At 64.5% G+C, this 25,089-nt stretch carries 17 protein-coding genes and 3 pseudogenes; 7 read left to right on the forward strand and 13 right to left on the reverse strand.

The annotated features are described in order from the left end of the window. Positions 1-664: 664 nt before the first annotated feature. From U9J23_RS24440 to U9J23_RS24470, 7 genes and pseudogenes are all read right to left on the reverse strand, one after another. Positions 665-1,913, reverse strand: a pseudogene (locus U9J23_RS24440) (IS256 family transposase). 118 nt (positions 1,914-2,031) lie between these two features. Beyond that, on the reverse strand, positions 2,032-2,250 hold the full coding sequence (locus tag U9J23_RS24445; protein ID WP_272269924.1) for a hypothetical protein: 219 nt from the start codon (positions 2,248-2,250) through the stop codon (positions 2,032-2,034). A gap of 331 nt (positions 2,251-2,581) precedes the next feature. Continuing rightward, a complete protein-coding gene (locus U9J23_RS24450; protein WP_272269927.1) occupies positions 2,582-3,535 on the reverse strand; it encodes a hypothetical protein in 954 nt (317 codons plus the stop codon). A 202-nt stretch (positions 3,536-3,737) separates the two neighbouring features. After that, a complete protein-coding gene (locus tag U9J23_RS24455; protein WP_326603048.1) occupies positions 3,738-4,541 on the reverse strand; it encodes an N-formylglutamate amidohydrolase in 804 nt (267 codons plus the stop codon). A gap of 384 nt (positions 4,542-4,925) precedes the next feature. Further along, complete coding sequence (locus tag U9J23_RS24460) at positions 4,926-6,290, reverse strand: MFS transporter (RefSeq protein WP_272269930.1); 1,365 nt, start codon at positions 6,288-6,290, stop codon at positions 4,926-4,928. A gap of 41 nt (positions 6,291-6,331) precedes the next feature. Further along, positions 6,332-8,692, reverse strand: coding sequence for a cytochrome P450/oxidoreductase (locus U9J23_RS24465; RefSeq protein WP_326603050.1), 2,361 nt, complete (start codon positions 8,690-8,692; stop codon positions 6,332-6,334). A 183-nt stretch (positions 8,693-8,875) separates the two neighbouring features. Continuing rightward, on the reverse strand, positions 8,876-9,556 hold the full coding sequence (locus tag U9J23_RS24470; protein ID WP_138998870.1) for an IclR family transcriptional regulator: 681 nt from the start codon (positions 9,554-9,556) through the stop codon (positions 8,876-8,878). A 1,066-nt stretch (positions 9,557-10,622) separates the two neighbouring features. Between U9J23_RS24470 and U9J23_RS24475 the strand changes: the two genes are divergently transcribed. Then, the gene (locus U9J23_RS24475; RefSeq protein ID WP_272269938.1) at positions 10,623-11,186 is read left to right on the forward strand and encodes a hypothetical protein; all 564 of its coding nucleotides are present in this window, start codon (positions 10,623-10,625) and stop codon (positions 11,184-11,186) included. Positions 11,187-11,229: 43 nt separating this feature from the next. On the opposite strand, the pseudogene U9J23_RS24480 reads toward U9J23_RS24475, so the two are convergent. Continuing rightward, positions 11,230-11,845: pseudogene (locus U9J23_RS24480) on the reverse strand (transposase); the annotation flags it as partial. Positions 11,846-12,292: 447 nt separating this feature from the next. Between U9J23_RS24480 and U9J23_RS27795 the strand changes: the two are divergent. Further along, the gene (locus U9J23_RS27795) at positions 12,293-12,562 is read left to right on the forward strand and encodes an excalibur calcium-binding domain-containing protein (protein WP_442802293.1); all 270 of its coding nucleotides are present in this window, start codon (positions 12,293-12,295) and stop codon (positions 12,560-12,562) included. 147 nt (positions 12,563-12,709) lie between these two features. Beyond that, a pseudogene (locus U9J23_RS24490) lies at positions 12,710-12,899 on the forward strand (succinate dehydrogenase iron-sulfur subunit); the annotation flags it as partial. A 13-nt stretch (positions 12,900-12,912) separates the two neighbouring features. Here U9J23_RS24490 and U9J23_RS24495 read toward each other — a convergent pair. From U9J23_RS24495 to U9J23_RS24510, 4 genes are all read right to left on the reverse strand, one after another. Further along, positions 12,913-13,953 (reverse strand): NAD(P)-dependent alcohol dehydrogenase, encoded by a 1,041-nt coding sequence (locus tag U9J23_RS24495; RefSeq protein ID WP_272269939.1) that lies wholly within the window; start codon positions 13,951-13,953, stop codon positions 12,913-12,915. Positions 13,954-15,082: 1,129 nt separating this feature from the next. After that, positions 15,083-15,853 (reverse strand): IS21-like element helper ATPase IstB, encoded by a 771-nt coding sequence (gene istB / locus U9J23_RS24500; protein ID WP_159418243.1) that lies wholly within the window; start codon positions 15,851-15,853, stop codon positions 15,083-15,085. Next, a complete protein-coding gene (istA, locus tag U9J23_RS24505) occupies positions 15,850-17,424 on the reverse strand; it encodes an IS21 family transposase (protein WP_326603059.1) in 1,575 nt (524 codons plus the stop codon). Before istA ends, istB begins: the two co-directional genes overlap by 4 nt. 618 nt (positions 17,425-18,042) lie before the next feature. Further along, the gene (locus tag U9J23_RS24510; protein ID WP_106201758.1) at positions 18,043-18,756 is read right to left on the reverse strand and encodes a restriction endonuclease; all 714 of its coding nucleotides are present in this window, start codon (positions 18,754-18,756) and stop codon (positions 18,043-18,045) included. A 218-nt stretch (positions 18,757-18,974) separates the two neighbouring features. Here U9J23_RS24510 and U9J23_RS24515 point away from each other — a divergent pair, with 218 nt between their 5' ends. The 3 genes from U9J23_RS24515 (at position 18,975) to U9J23_RS24525 (ending at position 23,226) form a co-directional block, all read left to right on the forward strand. Beyond that, on the forward strand, positions 18,975-19,886 hold the full coding sequence (locus U9J23_RS24515; RefSeq protein ID WP_106201759.1) for an HNH endonuclease: 912 nt from the start codon (positions 18,975-18,977) through the stop codon (positions 19,884-19,886). A gap of 492 nt (positions 19,887-20,378) precedes the next feature. Further along, entirely contained in the window at positions 20,379-21,008 is a 630-nt protein-coding gene (locus tag U9J23_RS24520; protein WP_272269943.1) for a DUF4357 domain-containing protein, read from the forward strand. 415 nt (positions 21,009-21,423) lie between these two features. After that, positions 21,424-23,226, forward strand: coding sequence for a hypothetical protein (locus U9J23_RS24525; protein ID WP_145964754.1), 1,803 nt, complete (start codon positions 21,424-21,426; stop codon positions 23,224-23,226). Between the two features lie 164 nt (positions 23,227-23,390). Here U9J23_RS24525 and U9J23_RS24530 read toward each other — a convergent pair whose 3' ends face one another. Beyond that, complete coding sequence (locus U9J23_RS24530) at positions 23,391-23,735, reverse strand: hypothetical protein (protein WP_326603065.1); 345 nt, start codon at positions 23,733-23,735, stop codon at positions 23,391-23,393. Positions 23,736-23,817: 82 nt separating this feature from the next. Here U9J23_RS24530 and U9J23_RS24535 point away from each other — a divergent pair, with 82 nt between their 5' ends. Continuing rightward, positions 23,818-25,083 carry an IS256 family transposase gene (locus tag U9J23_RS24535; protein ID WP_442802294.1) on the forward strand — a complete coding sequence of 422 codons (1,266 nt, stop codon included), beginning with the start codon at positions 23,818-23,820 and terminating at the stop codon, positions 25,081-25,083. The last annotated feature ends 6 nt before the right edge of the window (positions 25,084-25,089 follow it).

Here is a 25,089-nt window from a genome sequence, read left to right on the forward strand (position 1 = left end):
CTCCGCGCTCCGCGCCGGGAACGGGCGGGTCGCTGCGCTCCCCGCTCGGGAGCGCTGCGCGGCTCAGCGGGAGTCCAGTTACATTGCCGTCCCCCGCGTCGCTGCGCTCCGCTCGACAGCGAGATTTCATGCGCACCAACATTTTTCATCGTCACCTCACATCCCACACCCGAGAGCAACGACAGACCGGGACGCGCTGCGCGCGCCGCACACACCACCGCCGCGCTGCTGACTCCCCGTCCCGACATCATGCTCCCATCATACCCCACACCCGAAGTCGGCACCAGACGACACAAAACGCCACTAAACACCAATTCCGTTACACAGCAAGGATATAACCCGATATCACAGACTCGCGATGCGCATTACAGCAGTGAAACCTTGCACACCAACATGATTCACAACAAGCATTGCTTCACAACACATTTCAAAAACACGCCGAAAACAGCACTCCACCGCGCCCCCACCACCCCACACACCCCCTACACCGACCCCACCCACACCCGCCGGCACCACTGAGGATGCCCCCTGGGAGTGGACACCCTGACAATGGTTCGTACAAGAACCAGGAGGGATGCTCACATGGGACGCCAGTCTCACTACCCGGAGGAGTTCCGCCGGGACGGGGAGTGTCCGATAAACGGTGGATCCGGCCTGGCATCGGTTAGTTGATGCGTCCTTCGAAAGTGATCGCGAAGGCATTGAGGGCAGGCTTCCACCTCATCGCCCATCGTGCCCTACCCCGACCGGTGGGGTCCAGAGCCCGCGTCGCGAGATAGAGACACTTCAGCGCGGCCTGCTCGGTCGGGAAATGCCCACGGGCGCGGATCGCCCGCCGGTAGCGGGCATTGATCGACTCGATCGCGTTCGTCGAGCAGATCACCCGTCGGATCTCGATGTCGTAGTCGAGGAACGGCACGAACTCGCTCCAGGCGTTCTCCCACAACCGCACGATCGCCGGATACTTCGGCCCCCATTTGGTGGCGAACTCGACGAACCGTTCCTTGGCCGCGGCCTCGGTCGGAGCGGTATAGATCGGCTTGAGATCGCGGGAGATCTCGTCCCAATGCTGACGTGGTGCGAACCGAAAAGTGTTGCGGATCAGGTGAATGATGCAGGTCTGCACCACCGCCAGTTCCCACACCGTATTGATCGCATCCGGCAGACCCTTGAGCCCGTCGCAGACGACGATGCACACATCAGCGACTCCGCGGTTCTTGATCTCGGTGAGCACCGCCAGCCAGAACTTCGCGCCTTCCCCGCCGTCGCCGGCCCACAACCCCAAGATGTCGCGTTCGCCATTGACGCTCACCCCGATCGCGACGTAGATCGGTCGGTTGGTGACCTGACCGTCGCGGATCTTGACGTGGATGGCGTCGATGAACACCACCGGATATACCCGATCGAGGGGCCGGTTCTGCCATTCGGTCATTTCCTCGAGCACCTTGTCGGTGATCCGGGAGATGGTGTCCTTCGACACCGACGCTCCGTAGATGTCCTGAAAGTGCGCCGAGATCTCTCCGGTGGTCAGCCCTTTCGCGCTGAGGGAAAGCACGATCTCGTCGATGCCGGTCAGCCGCCGTTGCCGTTTGCGCACGATCTTCGGTTCGAAGCTCGAGTCGGTGTCCTCGGGACGTCGATCTCGACCGGGCCGATCTCGGTGAGCACCGTCTTCGATCTGGTGCCGTTGCGGAGTTGCCGCTGCCGCGTCCGGCCGGGTCGTTCTTCTCGTAGCCGAGGTGCTCGGTCATCTCCGCATCCAGGGCGGTTTCGAGCACGTTCTTCGTCAACTGCCCGAGCAGTCCGTTCGGGCCCATCAGCTCTATGCCCTGCTCTTTGGCCTGGGCCAGCAGCTGCTGCGCCAACTCCAGCTGGTTCACCTCGTCCGCCATGGGCTCCAGTGTTTCCGTCATGGTCGATCCTTCCCGCCAAGCTCGCTGCTCGGCGTGTCAGGCCAACCCGGATCCACCGTTATTCAGACAGTCCCGATCAGACTGATGCGCGCTCCCCACATGTGGTGGCCACCGCCGCTCAGCGCAGCTGATACTGCTGCGTTCGGGCAATGCTGTCGTCGTAGTCATCGACGTACTCTCCCGTCCCCCGGGTGTACTTGCTCCCGACGTGGTCGGGGTCGTAGACCATGAAGACCACGTCCGGTGGGCCGCCGTTGAACGTTCGGAAGGTGTCGATGTCGGCGGCGTAGTTGCAGCGGGTCGACTCGGAGCGGAAGCGGGCCGCTGTCCCGGCCACCCGAGCAACGGTCTCGACCGGCAAGGCCGGGACTGCCGGCGCAGTGTGTCGCTGGAGGCGGACACGAGGTGGGGACGTCGTCCGGGTGACGCATCAGCAGGTCGGGCACAGAACGGGAGCCCGCCGGCCGTCTCGGACAGGTTCCTACCGGAAAGCGCGCTCAGCGGGGGTTCGGGGCGACGGTGCGCTAATGGCGATTCCCCTACTAGCCAACAGGATTCACCACGATCTACAGCAAGGCAGCACGTGTGATCGCCGAACCGTGCCTCGTAGCACTGTACTGCGCTGCACCACTGGGACTACGAAGTGAGAGTCGAGCTGGCAAGTCCTGTCAGGGGACGGACTTGCGTCTCAGTGCCCGGCACAGCTGATCGGTGCTGCGGTACTGCTGCGCGCGGGCGATGCCGTCGTCGTAATCATTGACGTACTCCCCCGTGCCGGGGGTGTAGTAGCCATCGACGCGGTGAGGGTTGTATGCCATGAACACCACATCGGGACGGCCGTCGTTGAAGCGTCGGAAAGTGTCGTAGTCCCACCCGTCGGGGGCATAGTCGTCGTTCCATTTCAATCGCGCAACAGGAACGAACCCGGCGTCGGCGTAGAACTTGGGAAGAACGGTGTCGAAGCAGTCGAGACGACGGCCGCCGAGCGCGGTCGCATGGCGGAGCATCGCGCGGGCAGCGCGGGGATGTGCGCAATCTTTGTGTGCGAACGCGGACACCACCTCGTCGCCTTTGATCGCGACACCAGCCTTGCCGTCGTCGGTGACCAACAACCGCATTTGTCGGTACTCGTCCTCGTCGTAGACGGAGACCGACGCGGCATGTGGGTTCTTACGGGTCAATTCGAGCAGTTGTCCGCGGTAGACCCCCGAATCGGTCGGTGCCAGCTCATGTAGGGGCGGCGCGGACAGGCCGCGCGATTCAAGGGACGCGCGTACGGAGTCCGGCAATGTGTGCGTGGCCAGCGGAGTGATCTGCTGGCCGTTGATCAGAAGCCGAGTGCTTCGGCCTCCTCGATCTCCGGATCGCTCCAGTACTCCTCGATCTTTTTGCGCTGGTCCTCCGGTAGGTCCGGGCTCCACCCGAACGTCCTCCAGAATGCTTGTCGGCGTTCCTGAGTCATCGGTTCCTCGTTGTACATCGTCAGTTCCTTCCTTATGGGTCTGTCCTGCGCGGGCGCGGCGCAGTGCGTCGGTTTGTTCAGCTCGTAATTTTTCAGCATCGCGCAGGCGCTCGGTCAGCGCGTGCCGTGTGGTCAGGTCGGCGGTGGTAGCGATGGCCACGCGGAGTTCACTCTGGCCGCCAGGTGTGGCGTCGTACAACGCCAAGGTCTGGGCATGCTCGGTTTCGGCTGCAGCGAGTCGGTCTTGCAGCCGTACGTGAGTCGGATTGCCGGCGAGCCGAGTGCGTGCCACCTCGACGCGGGCTACGGCTTTGGCGAGTCGGGCACGCATGTGCGGGGTGCAGCGCGGGCCGGGTTTGGGTTTACACATCGGCAGCCACCTGTGCGGTGATCGCGTCGATAAGGACGGCGAGGGCGCGGCCGAGTTGGTCGACGCGCGCGTCGTCGGGGGTGCGGGGGTCGGTGAGGTAGACATCGCGGCGCAGCTCGATCATCACTGAGGACACGCGCTGATCGCGGCCGTAGTGGCGCAGCGGCACGTAACTTCCCGCGTAGGGGGTGTTCTCGGCGATCTGGTCGATCTCGGGTAGGGACGCGAACGAGCCACGGACGGTGTCGGTCAACCAGTCGGGGGTGTGGACGGTGTCGGTGCCGATGCACAGTGCTGGGCGTTCGGCGGCGGGGTCTTCGAAGCTGGATGGGGTGGCGGGATAGGAGTGCAGGTCGAGGATCACCGCGCACCCGCACACGTGTAGGCGGTCGTCGACTGCTGCGGTGACAGCGTCGGCGTAGGGACGGAAATAGGTGTCGATCAGGTGGGCGGTGCGGGGATACGGTTCGGTGCGTAGCAGCGCGCCGGCGCAGGTACGGGTGTAGACCGCTCCCCTACCGAACGCATTGGCCGGTTCACTGGCGTCGGGGAATCGTTCGGGGTCGACCACCAACCGGGAGAGGGTGCTGACCACGCTCGTCGGTTTCAGGCGGGTGTCGCGCAGTGCGGCAGCTGCGATGTCGTCGGTGGCTTCGTCGAGTTCGGCGGCGAGCTCGACGTCGGTGAGCAGCAGGTCTGGGCGCAGTTCAAGGGGGATGATGCGCGAGGCGTGCGGGACGTGGATGAGGACCGGTGATCGGTCGTCTCCCGGGGTAATGAGCGCGGAGTGAGGCACGGGGTGTTCCTTCTCGGTGGCGGCGTCCTAACGGTCCCAGTTCCATGCTGGGGTGGGGACGCGAATTGTTCTCGAGATGATGCCGATTCACCAAGTAGGTGACTGGTCGAGTGCGCCACGGAGGATTTACGGGTCGATCAGGTTTCGGGCGTCATGTGTGGCACGGGCACGGTCGCACCGACAGATCAGCCCTGGTGATACGGAGGTGGGACGAGTTCGTGCCGGCATGCGATCTCGTCGCACAGCCGCCGCGTCACCAGGGGTGCATGCACCGGCACGGCCGGGTGGTCTCGTGGAGGCGAGTGACGCGAGATCAGCGGATCTTTGACATGACCAAGCCCCACCGGTGCCGGGGTCGGCGCGGGTGGGGCTTGGTGAGGTGTGTCAGTAGAGGTTGTCGAGCTTGTCGAGGTCGACACCTTTGGTTTCGCGGCTGGTGGCCACGGCGATCACGGTGATGGACATGGTGATCACCAGGTAGATGATGACGGCGGTGGCGCTGAAGCGGTCGACCAGCCACACCGCGATGAACGGTGCCGGGGCGCCGGCGATGATCGACGAGCCCTGGAACACCAGCGAGGAGCCGGCGAAGCGGTACTTGGTGGGGAACAGCTCCGTGATCCACGCAGCCTCAGGACCGGCGAGCATGCCGTGCAGCAATGCGCCGACGCAGACGCCGACACCGAGGGCGGTCATGTTCTCGGTGTGCACCAGGGCGAAGAAGATCGGTGCCCAGATGACCAGTGAGATGGCGGGGACGAGCATCGCGATCTTGCGTCCGACCCGGTCGGACCACCATCCGCCACCGATCATTCCGAGGAACTGGCAGACCGATGCGAAGGCGACGGTGGTGACGATTGCGCCGCGGGTGTAGTCGAAATAGGTCGTGGCGTAGGCGATGACGAAGATGGTGTAGACGTAGAACGCGATGTTCTCGCCCAGGCGCATGCCGAGGCCGTGGAGCAGCGGGCGCGGCTTACGCAAAGCTTCGATGATGCTCGACGATTCCTTGCGCGCAGCCTTGTTCTCGGCAGACTCGGCCTTCTCCTGCGCGGCCTGGTAGACCGGGGACTCCTCGACACCCCGTCGGATCAGGAAGCCGATGACGAGCAGGGGCACGGCGAGCAGGAACGCCACGCGCCAGCCCCAGTTGTCGAAGGCGTCACCGGGGAAAACAAGAGCGAGGATGCCGACCGTGACAGTGGCCAGGACGGTACCGGCCGGAGCTCCGGACTGCGGCCATGCCGCCCAGAATCCCCGACGCTTGGGTTCGCCGTATTCGCTGACCAGGATCACCGCGGCGCCGAATTCACCGCCGAGAGCGAAGCCCTGGATCATGCGCAGCACCACCAGGGCGACGGTGGCCCAGATACCGATCTGGCCGTAGGTCGGCAGCAAGCCGATTGCGGCGGTGGCGCCGCCGAGCATCAGGAAGGTGGTGACCAGGATGGGTTTGCGCCCGAATTTGTCGCCGAGATGTCCAAAGACGATGCCGCCGAGGGGGCGGGCGATGAAGCCGAGGCCTTGAGTGGCCAGTGCCATGAGCAGGGAGGCGACGGCGTTGCCGCTGGGGAAGAACAGTGGGCCGAGGACGGTCGCGGCGAGGATGCCGTAGATCGCGAAGTCGTACCACTCGAGGACGGCGCCGGCCATGCTGCCGGCCAGAACCCGCTTGAAGGGGGTTCTGGTGGTCGGGGTGCCGGAGTCCGGTGGGACCGACGGCGTGCCCGACTGCTCGATGGTGGTCATGTCGTGCCTTTCGGATCAGGTTGTGAGGGTGCGGCGGGGTGTCACAGCTGGAGGGTCAACGTGTTTCCGCATGCGCGGGAGCAGCAGGTCATCATGGTGTTGCCGGCGGCGCGTTCGGTTTTGGTGAGGACCAGGTCGCGGTGGTCGATCTCGCCGTCGAGGACGGGGACTTCGCAGGCGCCGCAGATGCCTTCTTCGCAGTCGCTTTGGGCGTCGATGTTGGCCGCGCGCAGGGCTTGGAGCACGGTTTGGTCGGCGGCGACGGGGACGGTGATGCCGGAGTCTTTGAGCACCACGTCGAAGCTGTGTTCCTTGGCCGGGTCGAGGGCTTCGAGGGTGGAGGAGAAGTGTTCGACGTGCAGGGTGTCGTCGGGCCAGTGCGCGGTGGCCTCGCCGAGTGCGGTCAGGAGGCGTTCGGGTCCGCAGGAGTAGATCTGGGTGCCTTCGTCCGGGTCGGCGAACAGAGCCTCGAGGTTCATGCGGGTGCCTTCGTCACTGGGATAGAGCCGGAGGTGGTCGCCGTGGTCGCATGTGAGGCGGCCTAGGAACGCCATCGAGGTGCGTGAGCGTCCGGCGTAGTGGATCTCGTAGTCGCCTCCGGCAGCGTTGACCTGATCGGCCATCGCGATGATCGGCGTGATTCCGATGCCGCCGGCGACGAAGACATAGCGTTTCGCGTCGGGGTCGAGCTTGAAGTGGTTGCGGGGACCGCGCACGCGCAGGGTGTCGCCGACAGCGAGTTCGGTGTGGATCCACCGGGATCCACCCCGGCTCTCGTGGTCGTGCAGGACCGCGATCTGGAAGGTGGTGCGGTCGTTCGGATCACCGCACAGCGAATACTGACGGGAGACGGTGCCGCAGTCGAGGTCGATATGCGATCCGGCAGACCATTTCGGCAGCGGCCGCCCGCTCGTGTCGCGCAGGGTGATCAGCAGAGTGTCGTCGGCGACGGGTTCGAGGTTGGTCACGGCCATGGTGCGGGCGATGGTGTTCTTCGACGGTTCGCCGATCTTGACGGGCTGTCGCTGCGACAACACAGTGGGGTCGGTGCGTTCGGGGTTGCGCGCCGGATCCCACTGCACCCATACGTGGTCGGGTCCGCGGAAGGAGGTGTTGGGCAGGTAGGTGAATTCCTGGTCCGGGACCAGTTCCATGTGGGGCAGGCGGCGGGTGAGTTCTTCGAGGAAGATCTGGATTTCCATGCGTGCGAGGTTTTTTCCCATGCACTGGTGGCTGCCGTACCCGAAGGTGAGGTGGTCGCTGGCGTTGTCGCGCCGGATGTCGAAGTCGTCGGCCTGGTCGAAGTGCCGTTCGTCGTGGTTCGCAGAGGAGTTGACGATCAGCAGTCTCGCCCCGGCAGGAATGGCGACACCGTTGATCGTGGTGTCCGCAGTGACGAGACGCCGCCACGCGGCGACCGATCCGGAGTGACGCAGGCATTCTTCGACGGCGTTGGGGATCAGGCTCGGGTCGGCGCAGATCTCCTCCCACACCTCACGGTGTTCGAGCAGCAACCGCAAGGCGTTCGCGGAGGCGTTGGCGGTAGTTTCGTGGGCGGCGACGATGCCGGCCATCATCATCGAGTGCAGGTAGGAATCGGTAACGACATCCGGCTGTTCCTGCTGGACGCGGATACCGAACGGCATCCAGCCGTGCCCGTCGGGATTCTTGCGCATCTTGTCGAGAACGGTGCCGGCGAACTGCCAGAACTTACCAACAGCATCGGCGACGGCGACCTGCTGCTCGGGAGCCGGGCGCCCCCAGGTGTTGACGGTGTGCGCGATCGAGTATTCGCGCAGGGTGTCCATGTCTTCTTCGGGCACCCCGAGGAAGTGCAGTGCGACGGTGAGCGGAACCTCCCAGAGCATCTCGTCGACGAGATCGACGTGTCCGGTGTCGATGAAGCGGTCGACGTATTCGCGGGTCAGGCGGCGCACCATCGGCTCGTGGTGAGCGAGTGCGGCGGGGGTGAACGGTTCCATCAGCGCGCGGCGGCGCGGCATGTGCGCGGGTTCGTCCTCGTTGACGAGGGTGCGATTCATGGCATAGCCGTAGCGGGCGAGGACGGCGTTCGCTTCCTCGGAGGTCGGGGTGATCTTCTCGAGCGCGATCGCGGGCGAGAACAGTTCGTTGTCGCGGAAGACAGCCTTGACGTCCTCGTAGCGCGTGACCACCCAGTAGTCGAGTTCGGGACTGTAGAAGACGGGCTCTTCGTCACGCGACCAACGCAGAGATGCGGCCGGGTCCACTTGGTACGGCCCGGTGAAGGGGTCGAAGGCGGCTGCGCGTGGGGAGACGGGGCAGCCGGTCGGGGAGGTGAAGGCGATGTGGTCGATGGGGCATCGACTCTCGGGTGCCGAGTCGGAGGTGTCGAGGACGGTGCCGTCCACCTGGCTTGTCATGATGTGTCTCCCAGCTACGAACTGCGGTTTTACTAATAACGAACATGTTTGTTCGTTCAACGCACATCGCTACGGTAACGGCGGTCACACTCGCCGTCAACGCCGGGTCATATCTCCGTGCCGAGAGCACAAAAAGGGACGCTCTCCACGAGCGTCCCCACGAAGACCGGGAAGGATCCCCGGTCAGATATTGAGCAGCGCGTTGATCCGCGCTGCCGTGTCCATCACCGCAGCGGCGGCACGATCGGTGTCGAGCCCTTCGATGGCGACGACCCCGACACTGGATTCGAAGCCCACCCCGTCCTGCTCGGGAGAGGTCCGCACACTGGCCGCGACCCCCACCGCGCCGTGCTCGAGTTCCCCGGCGGTGATACTGAACCCGTCCGCCCGCGCCCGACGGATCGCGTCGGTGTCGTCATCGGATGCGGGGCGGCCGGCCAGGATGGCGATGCCGGCCGCACCGCGCGAGACGGGATGGCGGGTGCCCAGCCGGTAGCCGACACGCAGGATTCCCGAATCGGGTTCGGCCACAGCGATAACCACGCACTCGTCGCCTTCGAGGGTCGACAGGAATGCGGTCGCCGAGGTCTGCTGCGCGAGCTCGCGTAGCAGCGGCTGGGCCACTTCCCGCAGGCGCGGTCGAAAGCGTGATCCGAGTAGCGCCGCTCCTGCGGCCAGCCTGATGCGGCCGTCGTCGGTGCGCGCTACGAGTGAGTGCGCTTCGAGGGTGGCCACGATCCGGTAGCCGATCGCTCGGGCGACGTCCAGTTCGGCAGCGAGCTCGGCGATTGTCACCCCACCGGGTCGCTGGGACACGATGTCCAGCGCACGAAGACCACGATCCAGGGTCTGCAGGGTGCTCAACGATTCTCCTCGACACTCACGCGTACGACTTCGAAGCCTATCGCTCCCCCGCCGAGAACAACCGTATGCCCGGCAGGTACGCGCCGAAGCCACGGATCCGCTCTCGTTCCGTTCGCCGCGCAGGCGTCCGAAGGTGAGGCGGATGCGGGGAACGCCCCTGCAAACCGGGAGCCCGCTCGTCGACGAGCGCTCTGCATCCGCCTCCCCCACCCGACTCGAAGGGGCAATCACCCCACCGAACGGGAGGTTCGGATCGATACGGACCTCATTGTCAGGGAGTCGCTTTCACTGCCTTCAGGGCCGACCGCGATCTCGGCAGCCGGGGCGGCAGCCAATCGAGGTGGCACTTCCACCCCGGCACCAGTCGGACAAGGCGCGTCCCGAGGTCGACGGGCGCACCATGGACGTCCGAGCCGAGCAGTTTCGCAGTACCGAGCAAAAACAGGCATGAATCCGATCAGCGGCAATCCACAGTTCGCGAGCTGCACAGACCGAGACCGATCACGAAAGGGCCATCATCAAGTTGACGCCACGGACCTGACCTTCAGGGGTCGCATACAGGCTCGCGGGTATACCGGTGCTCGATCGGGACGTTGTCGCCAGCGAGGCACAGACTCCGTGTCGTTTCGGTACGTGGGATCTCCCGTTCGTCGCGGGTGCGGATGACGCGGCCGAAGAGGACGGCGACGGTCACCGACACCGCGAACCACACGACGACCAGCAAGAAAACCCAATTCACATACCGAACACCGGCGAGAAGGACCTACTTGTTACCGGTGAGTAGGCAAGTCACCCGCAGATTCACCCGTTCGGACGACACGGACAGTTAAGGGGGCGGGCGTATCCATCGCTCGACGCTACATATGCAACGCTATTCGATATCGGTGCAGTCGTAGCGAGGAGCGTTCGATGTCCCTTCACCCGGTCGACCGTCCGTAAACGGCATCCGAAGCTTGCCGGCCATCGCGCGCCTTGAGCGACGATCGCCGCTGCCGCCCAGCACCTGCATGTCGCCGAACGCCACCACGCTCCGATCACGCCGGATGCGCGCCGCCGTTTGTCGGACTTGTCGAACACGGAGCTGATCGACGTTCTTGCCTCCGAACTCGCCAGCCGTCCGGACATGCGGTTGGTGCGCAACCAAGTGACGGCGTTGCTGGCGATGGCACCGACCTTGACCGACCGCAGTCAAGCTGCCGAGCTCGGCGCCTACCTGGTCGACGACGCCATCGAACAGGCCGAACTCGAGAAGGCCGCGCGCCGTCACATCCTCGACCGCCCCATGCTGACCGCCGCCCAGGTAGCAGCCGTCTTGCGGCGTGATCCAGCAGATCGCTCGGTTGCCTCCCGGCTCCGCGCCGCGGGCAAGGTCGTAGCCCTGCCCGTCGGTAACAGTTACCGCTATCCGGCTTTTCAATTCGACGACGCCACAGCCTCGGTTCGTGACGTCGTCGCCGCGGTCAATGCACGGGTGGATGCCGCCGCGGACCCGTGGGGTGTCGCCTCGTGGTGGCTCAGCCCCTCCCCTCGCCTCCCTGCTGGACAGACCCCTGCCGATCTCGCCATGGACTCCGATTCAAAGTCCCGCCGCAAGCTCGAACGACTGGCGTCGGCGGTGTTGCCCGACTGATGCCGAATATCGAGCCCCCGGCCGAAGGTCTGCTCCGGCCAGCTCACCGCACCGTGCTCGCCGCGGCTGTGGCGGTGTCGATGAGGTGGTTGTGGCGCCAGCCTCGCGGAAGTCGGAGCAGTAGTCTGCGGCCGATGTTGATGATCCGGCCGGCGACGGCGAGTATCCGCAGGCGTAGCCGTTTCGGTTCCTGCCGGCGGACCGCTGCGCCCTCTCTCCCCCAGCCGAGGATCTGCAGCCAGGCGAAAAGGTGGGCTGCAAGGCAAACGACTTCGAGCCATATCTGGTTCTGCGCGAAACCGTGAAACGGCCGGTTGCGCATACCGATGCTCTTGAGGGCGCGGAGGCGGTCCTCGGCGCGGGCGCGTTGCCGGTGCCGGACCTCGAGGATCGGCAACGTCCATCCGGAACCGCGGGTGTGGTCGCTGAACACGTGACCCGCCAGCCGTGGGTATCGGTGTGCCACAGTTGCACCCCGGGTCACGGCGGACGATGACCCGCCTCCCGTCAGGTCAGTCCTGCGGACCCGGCCGGGTTGCGCGGGTGAGTTCCGGCATCCACGCGGTCAACTCCGCAACCTGAGCGCCGTCGCGTGCCTCCCCGTCCCCGTCGACCGCCACCCGCCACGGCCGGCACGGGGGAGGTTCGCTCGCCGTCTCATCCAGATGCTGTCCGCGATCATCTGTGTCGAACATCCAACCATCGCACCGTGTTTGCTTGTGGGCTGTGTAACACGTCGACGTGGGCCGTCGATCTGCATGTAAGTGCGTACGCAGAACAGGACTCCCATGAATTCAACAGGCCAGTACCCGGGCGGACCGAACGATCCGAATGCAGGGGCACATAAGCCGCGCGGTCGCAGGAAGTGGCCGATCATTGCCGGCACGGGCGCAGCCGCCGTACTCGCTATCGGAGTCCTGGGGAACGCCGCCGGAGACGACCAGGAGGCGTCGCCAGTTGTGGACACCTCGGTCGTCGCAACGACAACGTCACCTGCTGCGACAACAACGACGCGGGCAACCACGACACCGCGGGCGTCGACGACGGCGCCGATCACGACGACGACCCGGGTTGCACCCGCTGTCGCGCCCCCGCCGACGCAGAGTGTGACCCCCACGACCACTCCCTACGTGGCGCCCACGCCGGTGTACACACCTCCGCCGACGACCTATACGCCGCCTCCGGTGTACACCCCGGAGCCGGTCCACACCCCACCCCTCGTGTACACCCCGCCGCCGGTCGTGGAGGCCCCGTCGAGTGTGTACTACAAGAATTGCTCCGCTGCGCGGGCCGCGGGTGCCGCGCCGGTGTACATCGGCGAACCGGGCTACGGCTCGCATCTGGACCGTGACAACGACGGTATCGGCTGCGAATAATTAACTGCAGCAGAACCTTTTGTCGCTTGTCGGCTCGTCGCCACCATGCACTGACGCTGCCTTACAGCTCTGACGCCACCGAAACCACGTCCACCGCATCAAGATGCTCGAACGGCACATGCACGGTCGGGGCCGAATTCGACTTGCAGCTACTTCGGTCCCGCCGCCATCGTCAACGCGCACCGGTTCATCTTCGACAGCCGCGACGAGGGCGCCGCCGAGCGTCTTCGACATCCTCAACGACGTCGAAGACGTGTGGCGCTGCCGCACCACCGTGAACTGCCCCGACGCGTACCCCCGCGGCATCCAGATGACGAAGGCGATCCAGGAGGCCAAGTGCATTCTGGGGATCAGCCCGGGACGACCACGCCGCGACCGCGGATGCTGCCCTCGCGCAGCCGCCGGTAGGCCGTGGGGCCCTCGTCAAGGGTGAACGTCTCGGTGTGGATGTCCAGGCGGCCCGCGCGGGCCAGGTCCACGACCTCCATCAACTCGGACCGGGTGCCCCAGTACGGGGTCACGACGGAGGCCCCGAACGGGATCATGAAAAAGCCGACCTTGGCGTGTGCGCCGGCGTGGATGCCCACGATCGAAACGTGCCCGTCGATCGCAACCACCTGCTGCGCCATGTCGATCGTCGACTGAGCGCCGACGAAATCGAACACCACCGTCGCGCCCTCACCGCCGGTCAGCTCCCGGATCGCGTCCGCCGCACCGGCGCCCGACTTCACCGCCGCGTCGGCGCCGACCTCGCGTGCAAGCGCGAGGCGATCGTCGTCGAGATCGACCGCGATCACGCGAGCCGCGCTGACCGCGCGCAGAATCTGGATGCCCACGTGACCGAGTCCCCCGACCCCGATGACGACCGCCGTCGAGCCGGGTCCCAGCAGCGGCAGGACCCGCGAAATCGCGTGGTACGGCGTCAGACCGGCGTCGGTGAGCGGAACCGCAGCGACGGGGTCGAGGTCCCCGATCGGGACGAGGTGGCGCGCCGAGTCGACAATCATGTACTCGGCCATCGCCCCGGGCGAGCCGAGACCGGGCGGGGTGATACCCAGCTCGGCGGCGCGGGTGCAGTAGTTCTCGCGGCCACGCGCGCACGCGTGGCACGCACCGCAGCCCCACGGCCCGTACACGGCGACCGCGTCCCCCGTCTCGAATCCGGTGACGCCGTCACCGAGTTCGGCGACGGTGCCGACACCCTCGTGACCGAGAGTGAGGGGAAGACCGTAGGCGTACTGCTCCGCCGGCATGTCCATCACGAAGATGTCCGAGTGGCACAACCCGGCCGCGGTGACCTTCAACAAGATCTCACCCGGCCCGGGCGCCGGAGTAGGAAGGTCGACGACGACCGGCTCGGAGCCGATCTCGGTGTACTGGAGGGCTCTCATGCGCCCGACTCTACGACCGGAGGTGTGGGCCTGCCCGGCACTACAGCGAATCTTCCGCTATATGCCGCCGGCCGTTCCGGCTCCGGACGTCAGACGGTCCGGACGAGGACACCGACGCCGAGCCGGTTGTAGACGAACGCGAGCACGTCGTAGAGCAACCAGGCGCTGATGCACACAGTCCGTCCTGGACCGGCGAGCTCCCCGCCCTTGTGCGTGGTCGGGCCCGATAGCTGACGGCTTCACCCGTCGGCCACGTCCGCGATCCGCGCAACGGACGTCGGCATCGCGTTCTACATGCAGCCGAAAAACTTCCGCTGCACCCGGGAGTGATTCCCCTACAAAGGAGTTCACCGTTCTTTCGGTTCCCGCGAGAGCCACTGCACCCCGAACGGCCGCGGTCCGGTATGGGGAGGAATGAGGATCTCGGCCGCGCACTCGACGCATCTGTAGGTGCGATGACCTCTCGCACCTGATGGCCGCAGAGACGACTCGCACCGGCAGGCCGTCCATCCCACTATCACGCGCTTCGGTCCCAGTCGATGCCCGTTCGGGCAGAACTTCGGAGCGCGCTCGTAGGACGCCATGTGTACGATTTTCGCACATACGTTCGATACCGTGGATTATAGTGAGCGTTGGCAGGTCGATGGAGGGACGCGCAGAGCGGACTTCGGGAAGCATCGGCCTGCCGCCTTGCTTCGGCGCGCCGAGGTCGGGACTCCTCGAACTCGATGACCAGCCGGTCGAATCCAGGCCGAGAACCCCATCGACTTCCCACCCGAGGATCGAGAGGTAGCGGCCCCCCTCACCCGCTGGACAGGACTACAGCGCACTCTGCGGACTGACCGGTACACGTTCCAGGGATCGCAAGCAGGGCAGAAGAGCGAAGTAAAGGGGACGGGCCTTCATCACGTAGATGAGAAGTTCGTTGCCGATGCCGAAACGGCAGGACGACCAGTTCCAGAAAACGGCATCAGGGTCGAAAGCCGGAAGCGGAATTTTCGTGCGGTCGGGACGTCCCGGAGGGCATTTGTCAAGGGACATGAGAGCGTCCCTGTAGGCGGACAGGTCATGTCCCTGCGCGCGGACAGCTGATCTCCCTGTCGGCGGTCAGCCGATCTCCCGCACCAGGTCAGGTCAACGGCATCACCCCGCGTCCGGCGGTGGCGTCCTGCAGCCGCAGTGAGGTGCCCTCGGTGATCACGACATGCGCATGGTGCAGCAATCGGTCGACGGCGGCGGTGGCTAGGGTCTTCGGCATGATCGTGTCGAAGCCGGACGGGTGGAGGTTGCTGGTCACCACCACGCTGCGCCGCTCATAGGCAGCGTCGACGAGACGGTAGAACGCCTCGGCAGCAGCCTGCCCCGACGGCAGCATGCCGATATCGTCGACGACGATCATCTCGGCGCGAGTGATGCGGGTGATGGTCTTGGTGATCGATCCGTCCACCGCAGCCCGCCCGATCGCGGCGGTCAACGATTCGAGACTGAACCAGGACACCCGCATCCCCGCGTCGATGACCGCATGCGCGAGTGCCTCGACGAAGTGGGTCTTGCCGGTTCCCGACGGCCCGCTGACCGCAAGATTCTCGGCACGCCCCACCCACTCCAACGTGGCCAGAGCGTGCTGGGTGGGTAGCGGGATCGACGAATCCGTCTCGCGCCAGGAGGAAAACGTCTTGCCCGCGGGAAGCCCTGCAGTTTTTCGGCGCATCGCCTTCGTCGCCTCATCCCGACCGCGGACCTCCTCGTCGAGAAGAACCTTGAGGACCTCGGTGGGATCCCATCGCTGCGCTTTGGCGGTGGCCAGCACCTCCGGTGCGGCGGCGCGGAGATACGGTAGCCGCATCCGTTTGAGGACGGCGATGAGATCGTCGGGTAGTGGTGGTGCAGAGGCGTTCATGACCCGACTCCGGTTCCGGCGGCACCGAATCCCGCCCAGGCCGCGGTGCCGGGTTGGACCGAATGAGCCTCGTCGGCGACGACGAGCCCGGTCTCGGCTGCGGTGGCGGTGTGATGCGCGACGATCGCCGGCAGATCACCGTCGGCGAAGCGGCCGGCCTCGGCCGCGACCGCCAACGCGGCATCGACGGCGGCGGCGCCGACAAATGCGGCCAACTCGACCGCGCCGGTCATCTTCGCCCGGATCCGGACCGTCCCGGCCGCCGACGCGGCGATCAACCAGGTGTGCGCACCGGGGCCGAGGTCGAGGAACCGGGCCTCGGCCGCGGAGCGAGCCTTCGGGACCGGCGGCTTCGGTGACCCGTCCGGATCCTGCGGATGATCGGGATAATGCGCCGGGTCGATCTGCGGGTTGCCCGGTGTCGAAAGCAGATGCCGGGCAACCTCACTCAAACCCCGTCTGTTCTCAGCCCAGTCCAGAACCCGGGGCAGGGCATCGAGATCGGCCACGACGACCAGTTCGGTGCCGGCAACGCGCACCCACACTTCGGAGCCGACCAACCCGGGCGGGGTCGAATACCGCACTGACCCGAAGCGGATCGTCTGGTCGGTGCCGACACTGCGGGTGGTGCCCAGTGCCGGGGTGTGCGGGCTGGCCGGCAGGGTGTGCAGGCGGGCGCGTTCCTCGGCCACCGCCTCGGTGGGGATGCGGGCGCTTTCGCGGTGCCGACGGCCGTTGACGGTGGCGCAGAACCGCTCGCAGGCCGCCTCGAGTTCGACGAACGACACATAGTCCGGCAGCAGATTCGCGTCAGTGGGCACCAGATCGGCCTTGGCGATCTTGACGGTTGCTTCGCTGCCGCCCTTCGATTCCGGATCGTAAGGGATGCAGGTGTGCACGGTCATGCCGTAGTGGCGGGCGGTCTCGACGATCTGCGGATGCCGCACCGGGATTCCGGCGATGTGATCGATGCTCACGGTGCGCGGATTGTCGGTCAACGCGTAGGTCGGGACTCCGCCGAAGCGACGCACCGTGGCGTCGAGACACGCGATCAACGTCGGCAACGTCTGATCCCAGACCGGGATCACCACCCGGTAGCGGGACCATGCCAACCAGGCGCAGAACAACAAGGTCGAGCGTAGAACCCCGCCCGGGCCAGGAACTTTCGGGCCGTCGCCCCAGTCGAACTGCATCCACAACCCGGGCTCGGTGATCCACGGTCGATAGGTGCGGCGATGGCCGGCCTGCCATGCTGCTTTCACATCTGCGACGGCGCGTCGGGTGGTGCGTTCGGTGCCGTCGAAACCGAGATCGACGAGGCGTTCGTGGACGATGTCGGCGCGGACCTTGCCTTTACTGCGCTCGACCCATTCTTCGATCTTGGGCATGTAGTCGTCGATGATGCGTGGCCGTCGCGACGGGCCGGTCAGCGGCATACCGGCGTCTCGGGCGGCGACGTAGCGTCGGACGGTTTTCGGATCGACCCCGGCCAGCTGCGCTGCGGAGTGCGCGTTGCCGGTGGTGTCGTAGGCCTCGAGAATTTCCATGATGTCCCTGTCAGACTTCTTCATGCGTCCCTCCGGTGGGAGTTGCTCGTAGGTGGTCGAAGACCTCGAGCAAAACCCCGGAGGGGCGTCTGTGTCAGGACCGACACACCGCCGGCCCCCGTGTCCATCGGAAGGGAGATCAGCTGTCCGTCAGCAGGGACGAACCTGTCCGCCTATAGGGAGATTGGCATGTCCGCTTGCAGCTATGAGGACTGACCCCCTTGATCGGCGGCAGGGTGGGATCGAACTCGACGACGATGTTCTCATCGCGGAGTCTCCTCCACCAGGAACGAAGCCTCTTGACCTTGTCGTCACTCATTCCCTTGCCTTCAGTTCGCACGAACTCACCATGGTCCCGAAGACGTTTATATGGAACGGTCGTGTCATGTCCTAGGCCAGTCTTCCAGGGCCACGCTTGATTGACGATCTGCCTCGTGGACAGAGCACTTCCGTAGGTCTTGAGATTCCAAGGAAACAGCTTGATGAGTCACGCCGTAGATCGCGGCGATATCCGATTGGCTGAATCCTTTGCTCTTGAGTTGTTCGGTCACTGCCGTCGAGAGTTCTCGCTTGAGTGCGTCCACCTCGCGGGTCGTCTCTTTCCCCGAGATCGCCGGTCATACTTTCGTCTCCGACTGGCAGCTAATCGTCCGAGTTCTCGCTCTCTAGGCGCAACACTTCACGCCGCTGCTCCATAGCTTCACGTCCCTGTGCCATAAGCCGGCGGCGCACAAGCACGTAGGTAATGCCGAGAGCCACAACGATGACAAGGAGCGTTATCGCGATGATGAACTCCGTCTCGCTCTCTGGTGAGAAGAGCATGGTCAGAAAATTCACGATCAAACTCAGCGCGATGAGACTGCCGACCGTCTCGAAGCATCCCCCTCCACCGCTGCTACTCGGTGCGCTCGATTTCGACGCGAAAGTCACCTCGAACGGTTCAACAGCCTGAGCGGAGGCGAAGGACTCATCGGCGGAAACCGGAGCCGCGAGCAACTTCCGCGCCCGCTTGTTACAGGGCGTCAGCTCACCCAACGGGTCATAGGTGAACAGGGCCATCTTGACCGACTTGGCATATTCGATCGCCGCCTGCGAATAGCCCGACGCGGTGAAGAACAGAAGCCGTTGGTCGTGGTCGCCAGCGCGCGCACCGTACAACTGCTGTAGTTCGGGTCGGCCGGTCTGCGCGCTTCGCCACTTCACCTGAGCGACAGCTTTGCGGGACCACACATCGATGCCGCCATCGGCTCCTGGACCAGTGACCTGAGCATCTGTGAACCCCATCGCGCGCATCTTCTCCGCAGCGTTTTCCTCAGCGTCCTCGGCGCTGGTGATGTACTCGATCTCCGAACTCATCGCTGTCCGTTCTGTCTGGGTCGCATCACTGTAACTACCGCCGCTGACCCACCTGCAAGCTAGTCAGAACCCCACGCTGCAGTCGCTGCAAGGTGCACAGACGCATCAACTACACCTCGAACTCCCATGCACGGATCGTCCTGCTCCCCGCATCTGCAACCACTGCCACCACCACCACTGGTAGGGACGATGTCGGAGGCGATTCTTAGAGTCGCCGCATGAAGGTATGGCTGTTCACGTCAAAGACTGGAGAAACGAGTTGGCAGAGCAACACCGGCTACGACGACGTACTCGGTAGCCAGTACTCCTACGACAGTGGTGTTGCCTACCACCTTCAGGTGCAGGCCGGTGACACCGTTCTGATCCGCGAAGACGACGTGGTGATGGGCATTTCCCGCATCGACCAGATCGAGAAGAAGGAAGGGGAAAAGCAGAGGAGGCGGTGCCCGACCTGCCGGCGCACGGGAATCGAGCACCGCAAAAGAGCAGGCCACTATGTATGTACGAACAAGAAGTGCGGAGCGCGCTTCCCAGAACCACTCGACGTCTACGAGCCCGTCACCGAGTACGTCGCACGGTATGGCACGCAATGGCAGGCGCTGGACGGCGCCATCGCCTACTCGCAGCTCGAGCCGTGGTTGTCCGGGGTTGCACAGAACGCAATCCGCCCCTGTGATCTTGAAGGGATCGTCGATCTCCTGACCGGAGTCAGTGTCGCACTGCCCGAAGCCACGGCGCCGGTCCCACCCCTGTCCATCCCGGGCGGACGACGACGCGCAGAGATCCAGGCACGCCTAGGCCAAGGTGCGTTTCGAACCGCGTTGCTCCGCAAGTACGGACTGTCCTGCGCCGTAACCGGGCCGTGCCCAGCCGAGGCGCTGGAAGCAGCACACCTCGTTCCGTTCGCCCGGCACGAAACCCACGACGTCGACAGCGGTCTGCTTCTACGATCCGACATTCACCGCCTACTCGATGCAGGCGCGCTGGCCATCAACCCCGACACCAAGACAGTCGAGTTGACCGCGGAGCTGCTGAACTATCCCATGTACCGGGACCTGCACGGCAGGACGATCACCCAGAATCCCAGCGCAGCCGCATTGCACGCGGCATACGGTCTGGCGCAGAACTGATCGGACTTCAGCGAGATTCACACTCGAAGACCCTGGTCCTCGAACCGGCAGAAGGCTGATCCGTGAAGGGCGCTTGTTTCTCGATCATGCGGCGTCGTAGGGACCGACGGCGTCAGCAGGCTTCACGAAGCGAACCTGCTACAGCAACCGGTTGTCGCCGTAACGTGAAGACGGTCGCTGAGAGCAGCGCTCAGCTAATCGGGGAGGAGATTGCATGCGTGCCGGAAAAAGTGTCCGACTGTTCCTAGCCGAAGGTTCGATGGGCGGCCTCGTCACAGCCGAGATCATGAACTGGACCGGCCACATCCTCGCTGTCGGGCGCTCAGGCCTACGTGAGCTGCTCAAACGGCCCGAGGCGACACGCACCGGCGTGTACATCCTGATCGGGGAAGACGCAGACAGCCTGGGGGCCGGAAGATCTACATCGGCGAGGGTGACGATGTCTCCACACGCCTCAAAGACCTCGAGAGCAAGAAGGACTTCTGGGACCGCGTGATCGTCCTGACGAGCAAGGATTCGAACCTCACCAAAGCCCATGGACGCTATGTGGAAGCCCGATTCATCTCCTTGGCACGCGCTGCCAAACGCTCCGAAGTGACTAACGGAAACAGCGGGACAACTGGCATCGACAATCTGTTGCCGGAAGCCGATCTGTCCGACATGGAGTACTACATCGAACAAGCCCAGATCGTGCTCTCTGTCCTCCAAGTGGACGTGTTCCGCTCTTCTGACACTCTGGTCGAAGCCAACCCCACCGAAAGAACGGCACTCGAGGATGTGTCCGAGGTCGTGTTCGTAACCGGACTAAGAGGTGAAACATGGGCACGAGCGCATGAGATCGACGGCGAGTTCACCGGCATGGAAGGTTCGCGCGCCAAGCGGTGGGCCGGCACAGTGACCGCCTACCACGCGCTGCAAGAAAAGCTCATCAAGGACGGAACCCTGCAAGCCGACACCGACCCGAACTGGCTGACCTTCACCCACGATCAGGTCTTCAGTAGTGCCAGCGCAGCCTCAGCCACAGTCCTCGGCCGCAACTCGAACGGGAAACTCGAGTGGAAGGTCGAAGGGACCACCATGAGCTACGCCGAATGGCTCGCACAACAGGCTCAAACCGCCTGAACCAGCTGCTCCCCCGGACCTCTACGAAATCAGCCAGAACGCTGCGCCCGACACTCCTCGAACTCCACGCCGAACCACCATGCGCGCCTCAATTCATCCACCACCATTGAAGCCACGCTGACTCGATCTGGCCATCGACGCCGGGACGGCACCGAGTATGCGGGCGACGTAACGAATCGCACCGCCCATTCCGACATGTTGGTGACAGGGTGCGCGTCCGTAACATCCCCTTTCGATTGCGGACCTGCAAGTAGCGAGTCCACGGATCCCCCGGCGCATCCCAACATCCCGGCTTTGGCGTCACACGTTCGTTCACGCGCTTCAGTCGCGGCCAGACGGCAATGTGCAACTCCACCTGACCGTCATGTTTCGCAACCCCTCCCCTTCCAACAACACTGAGAGGACCAACGGCTACATGGATGTGCAGGTCGCGCCCGGTCTGAAACAAGCGACAGCCGACAAAATCGTTCGCGGGCTGAACCCCCATCTCGATGTCGGTGAGCGCATCCGCGTTCTCGCTCCGGTAATTCAGTTCCGCCCCAGCATCGACGGCATCGCTATCACCAACAACCGCATCCTGGGATTCTCCTCCTACGCCATGCCAGGTAAGCGGCCTGCGATCTCGATCCCCTTGGGAGATGTCGAAGGCATCGATTACGAGGGGAAGCTCAGCGGCACGCGCATCCGCGTGCGGTTGTCGAATGGGTCCACGGTCCGTCTCGGTACCGTCGCTCCTGCTGATGTCAGCTTCGTCCGTGCGGCGTTCGCACCGATACGTGCCGGCCAATCTACTGGCACGCCGACGGCATCGCCGTCCACTGCGTCCGCGGAGAAACCCCATTCGAAGAGCACACCGCGCACATCGGAATCTCGAAGCGACTTTTCCCGCAGTCCTCAACGCGCAGAACAGAGCACAACATCACGCTCGTGGACCTTCCCACGAGTGCTCGCGGCTGTATTGGCTGGCTTCTTCGTTCTGAGAATGTTGGGGGCGACAGTCGGAGGGGAGCACATCAGCACGATCCTGAGAATGGCAGCACTCGTAGTGCCCCTTGCCTGGTACGGCATCGTGACTCCACTACGGCGACGCCACGCCAAGCAACACGCCAAACCTCAACCGGTCACCCCGACACCGATGAAACTCACGATCGGCGCGGTCTTCCTCGGATTGGTCATAACCGCCTGCTCCACAGCTCCTGAGGGAGTCGACTCCACCGCGAACAGTACGACCAGTACCACCTCCGAATCACCCGAATCGGCTCCCTCAACCACCGACCGCACCGATGACAGTGCACCGCCTCCACCCCGCGTCGAGTTCACCGACGATATGGTCCGCGCCCACGGGGTCTCGAAAGACAACAAGGGCGGACAGATCAACGTGCGCTTCGTCGGCAACAGCGACGACCCGACCGTACTGGCCGCCCTGACCGAGCAATGTATCGACCACTTCCTCACCGAAACGGCCGCAGCCTACTGCTACGCATACGGCAGCGACGCCGACTACGACCACAAGACCTTCGATTGGACCCCCGAATTCGACGAAAGCGTCTACGGCGGCTCACGACCGTGCTGGGTTGCCTACGGCGGCCAACCGATCGCCGGACGTGACAGCCGCACCCTCGACACCAAGTCCGGCTTCGAGTACGTAACCGCCGACTGCCCCGGCACCGTGGCCTACCCGGACCCCGACGGCGCCCTGGCGACCGAACGACAGCATCGGGCTGCGATCGCCGCCGAAGAAGCCAGCCAGGACGCACGCGACGCGTGCGCCCTCGTCGACACCGAGGTTCTCGCTCGGCACGGCTTCGCCACCACACTCGACGGCGGCATCGCCGATCCCAGGTTCAACGCCGAAGGTGCATTGCGTACCTACACCTGCCAGAACGCCGAGATGGAGCTGACCTTCACCGTCACCGAATACCCCGCCGCTGACCCTGCCGCAGCGGCAGCGTCGGAAACCTTGGCCACACCCAACTCCTTCCTGATCGAGGACGGAGGGTTCGTCGCCGACCTACCCGGCGGGGCAGCAGTGGTGAACGAATCGTTCGGGCTCAGCGAAGGCACATGGCTCATCGACCGGTACACCATCGATGTCACGTTGAGCTCCCAACCTCCGATTCCGGGTCTCTCCGGCGGGCAAACAGCGTCACAGCTTGTCGACGTGCTTGAGACCCTGGCCGCTACAACGAACAATCGTCTGCCAACAGGTCAATGGTGAGAAACATCCGTAACTTCTACGGGGACCCGCCGTTCTTCCACTGGACGGGGCAACACGTGCTCGATCATGCCCTGAACCGAGGCCTGGGCTTCGTCCCCACGGGCGCCTCACCGCCGCAAGCCCTCATTGTCCGCCTCCGAGCGCTGCCGTAGCGCTCGACGTGCTCACTCGCTCCGTGCGGGCTCGTTGATCAGGCGAGCGCAGCGCACCACGATCTGCCATAGCGCATCGATGTCGACCTCCGCGAGGGGAAAACCTCGCATGGCGCCTTCGTGGTCCTGGCCGACGAAGCGTGCGAGTTCGGCGAAGCCCGGATGGGCTCGCACCGCCGTGTACTGGCGCCAGTTGCCGTAGGCCATCAGCTGGCCGGCCTTGTTGACCCACAACTGGATCGGGGCGAACCGCAACCCGTACGGGTGTAGGAACACCCCGCCTTGTCCGTAGGTACCGAACCACAGGTCCTCATCGGAGCCGAGTCGCTCGTCGAGCCCACCGAGTCGTGCGAACAACCGCTCGGCGAGGGACTGTCGGAATAAAGGTTGATCTGGTTTTGGCCGACACGCCGAGCTTGCTTGGCGAGAAGGCACGATCATGACCGAAACACTCGATCCTATGGATCAGCCGAAGATCGATCCCCAGCAGCTGGCGCAGCAATTGCTCGCCCAGGCCAAAGCCGACGGCGTCGAGCTGGTCGGCCCGAACGGACTACTCAACCAACTCACCGCCACCGTGCTCGAAACCGCCCTCGAAGCGGAGATGGACGAGCACCTCGGATACGAGAAACACCAGGTAGAAGGGCGAAACAGCGGCAACTCCCGCAACGGCCGGCGCAGCAAAACCGTGCTGACCGAGATCGGCCCGGTGCAGATCCAGGTCCCGCGAGACACCGATGCCTCCTTCGATCCGCAGATCGTCAAGAAACGCCAACGGCGCCTGACCGGGGTCGACGAGATCATCTTGTCGCTGTCGGCGAAAGGCCTGACCACCGGTGAAATCGCTGCGCACTTCGACGACGTCTACGGCGCGACGGTGTCGAAGGAGACGATCAGCAAGATCACCGACAAGGTCCTTGCTGAGATGGCCGAATGGTCTGTCCGGCCGCTCGACCCGGTGTATCCGGTGCTGTTCATCGATGCGATCCACGTCAAGATCCGCGATGGTCAAGTCGCCAATCGGCCGGTTTACGTGGCGGTGGGGGTCACCACCGCAGGGGAACGCGACATCCTCGGCTTGTGGGCCGGCGACGGTGGTGAGGGCGCGAAGTTCTGGTTGGCGGTGCTCACCGAGATCAAGAACCGCGGTGTCGAGGACGTGTGCATCGCCGTCTGCGACGGGCTCAAAGGTCTGCCCGAGGCGATCACCACCGTGTGGCCGCCGACGGTGGTGCAGACCTGCCTGATCCATCTGCTGCGCAACACCTTCCGGTATGCCGCCCGGCAGTATTGGGAGGAGATGTCCCGGGATCTGCGGCCGATCTACACTGCTCCGACCGAGGCGGCGGCGAAGGAACGGTTCGGCGAGTTCGCCGGCAAGTGGGGTCCGCGCTATCCGGCGATCGTCCGGATGTGGGAAAACAGCTGGTCGGAGTTTGTGCCGTTTCTCGACTACGACGTCGAGATCCGCCGGGTGATCTGCTCGACGAACGCGATCGAGTCGCTCAACGCCCGGTACCGGCGGGCGATCCGGGCCCGTGGGCATTTCCCGAACGAGCAGGCCGCGCTCAAGTGTCTGTATCTGGCCACTCGTGCTCTGGACCCGACCGGCAAGGGACGCGCACGATGGACATCACGGTGGAAAGGAGCTTTGAACGCTTTCGCGATCACCTTCGAAGGACGCATCACTCCGACCAGCAACTAATCCCAT

The organism is Rhodococcus sp. PD04 (genome assembly GCF_035918275.1).
Taxonomy (GTDB): Bacteria; Actinomycetota; Actinomycetes; order Mycobacteriales; family Mycobacteriaceae; genus Rhodococcus; species Rhodococcus rhodochrous.

Bases quoted from the DNA above. Each gene is read 5' to 3' on its own strand.
- istB (WP_159418243.1), bottom strand. From the start codon at position 15,853: ATGAACGCCTCTGCACCACCACTACCCGACGATCTCATCGCCGTCCTC.
- U9J23_RS24525 (WP_145964754.1), top strand. From the start codon at position 21,424: ATGGATGTGCAGGTCGCGCCCGGTCTGAAACAAGCGACAGCCGACAAA.
- istA (WP_326603059.1), bottom strand. From the start codon at position 17,424: ATGAAGAAGTCTGACAGGGACATCATGGAAATTCTCGAGGCCTACGAC.
- U9J23_RS24465 (WP_326603050.1), bottom strand. From the start codon at position 8,692: ATGACAAGCCAGGTGGACGGCACCGTCCTCGACACCTCCGACTCGGCA.
- U9J23_RS24495 (WP_272269939.1), bottom strand. From the start codon at position 13,953: ATGAGAGCCCTCCAGTACACCGAGATCGGCTCCGAGCCGGTCGTCGTC.
- U9J23_RS24515 (WP_106201759.1), top strand. From the start codon at position 18,975: ATGAAGGTATGGCTGTTCACGTCAAAGACTGGAGAAACGAGTTGGCAG.
- U9J23_RS24510 (WP_106201758.1), bottom strand. From the start codon at position 18,756: ATGAGTTCGGAGATCGAGTACATCACCAGCGCCGAGGACGCTGAGGAA.
- U9J23_RS24535 (WP_442802294.1), top strand. From the start codon at position 23,818: ATGACCGAAACACTCGATCCTATGGATCAGCCGAAGATCGATCCCCAG.
- U9J23_RS24460 (WP_272269930.1), bottom strand. From the start codon at position 6,290: ATGACCACCATCGAGCAGTCGGGCACGCCGTCGGTCCCACCGGACTCC.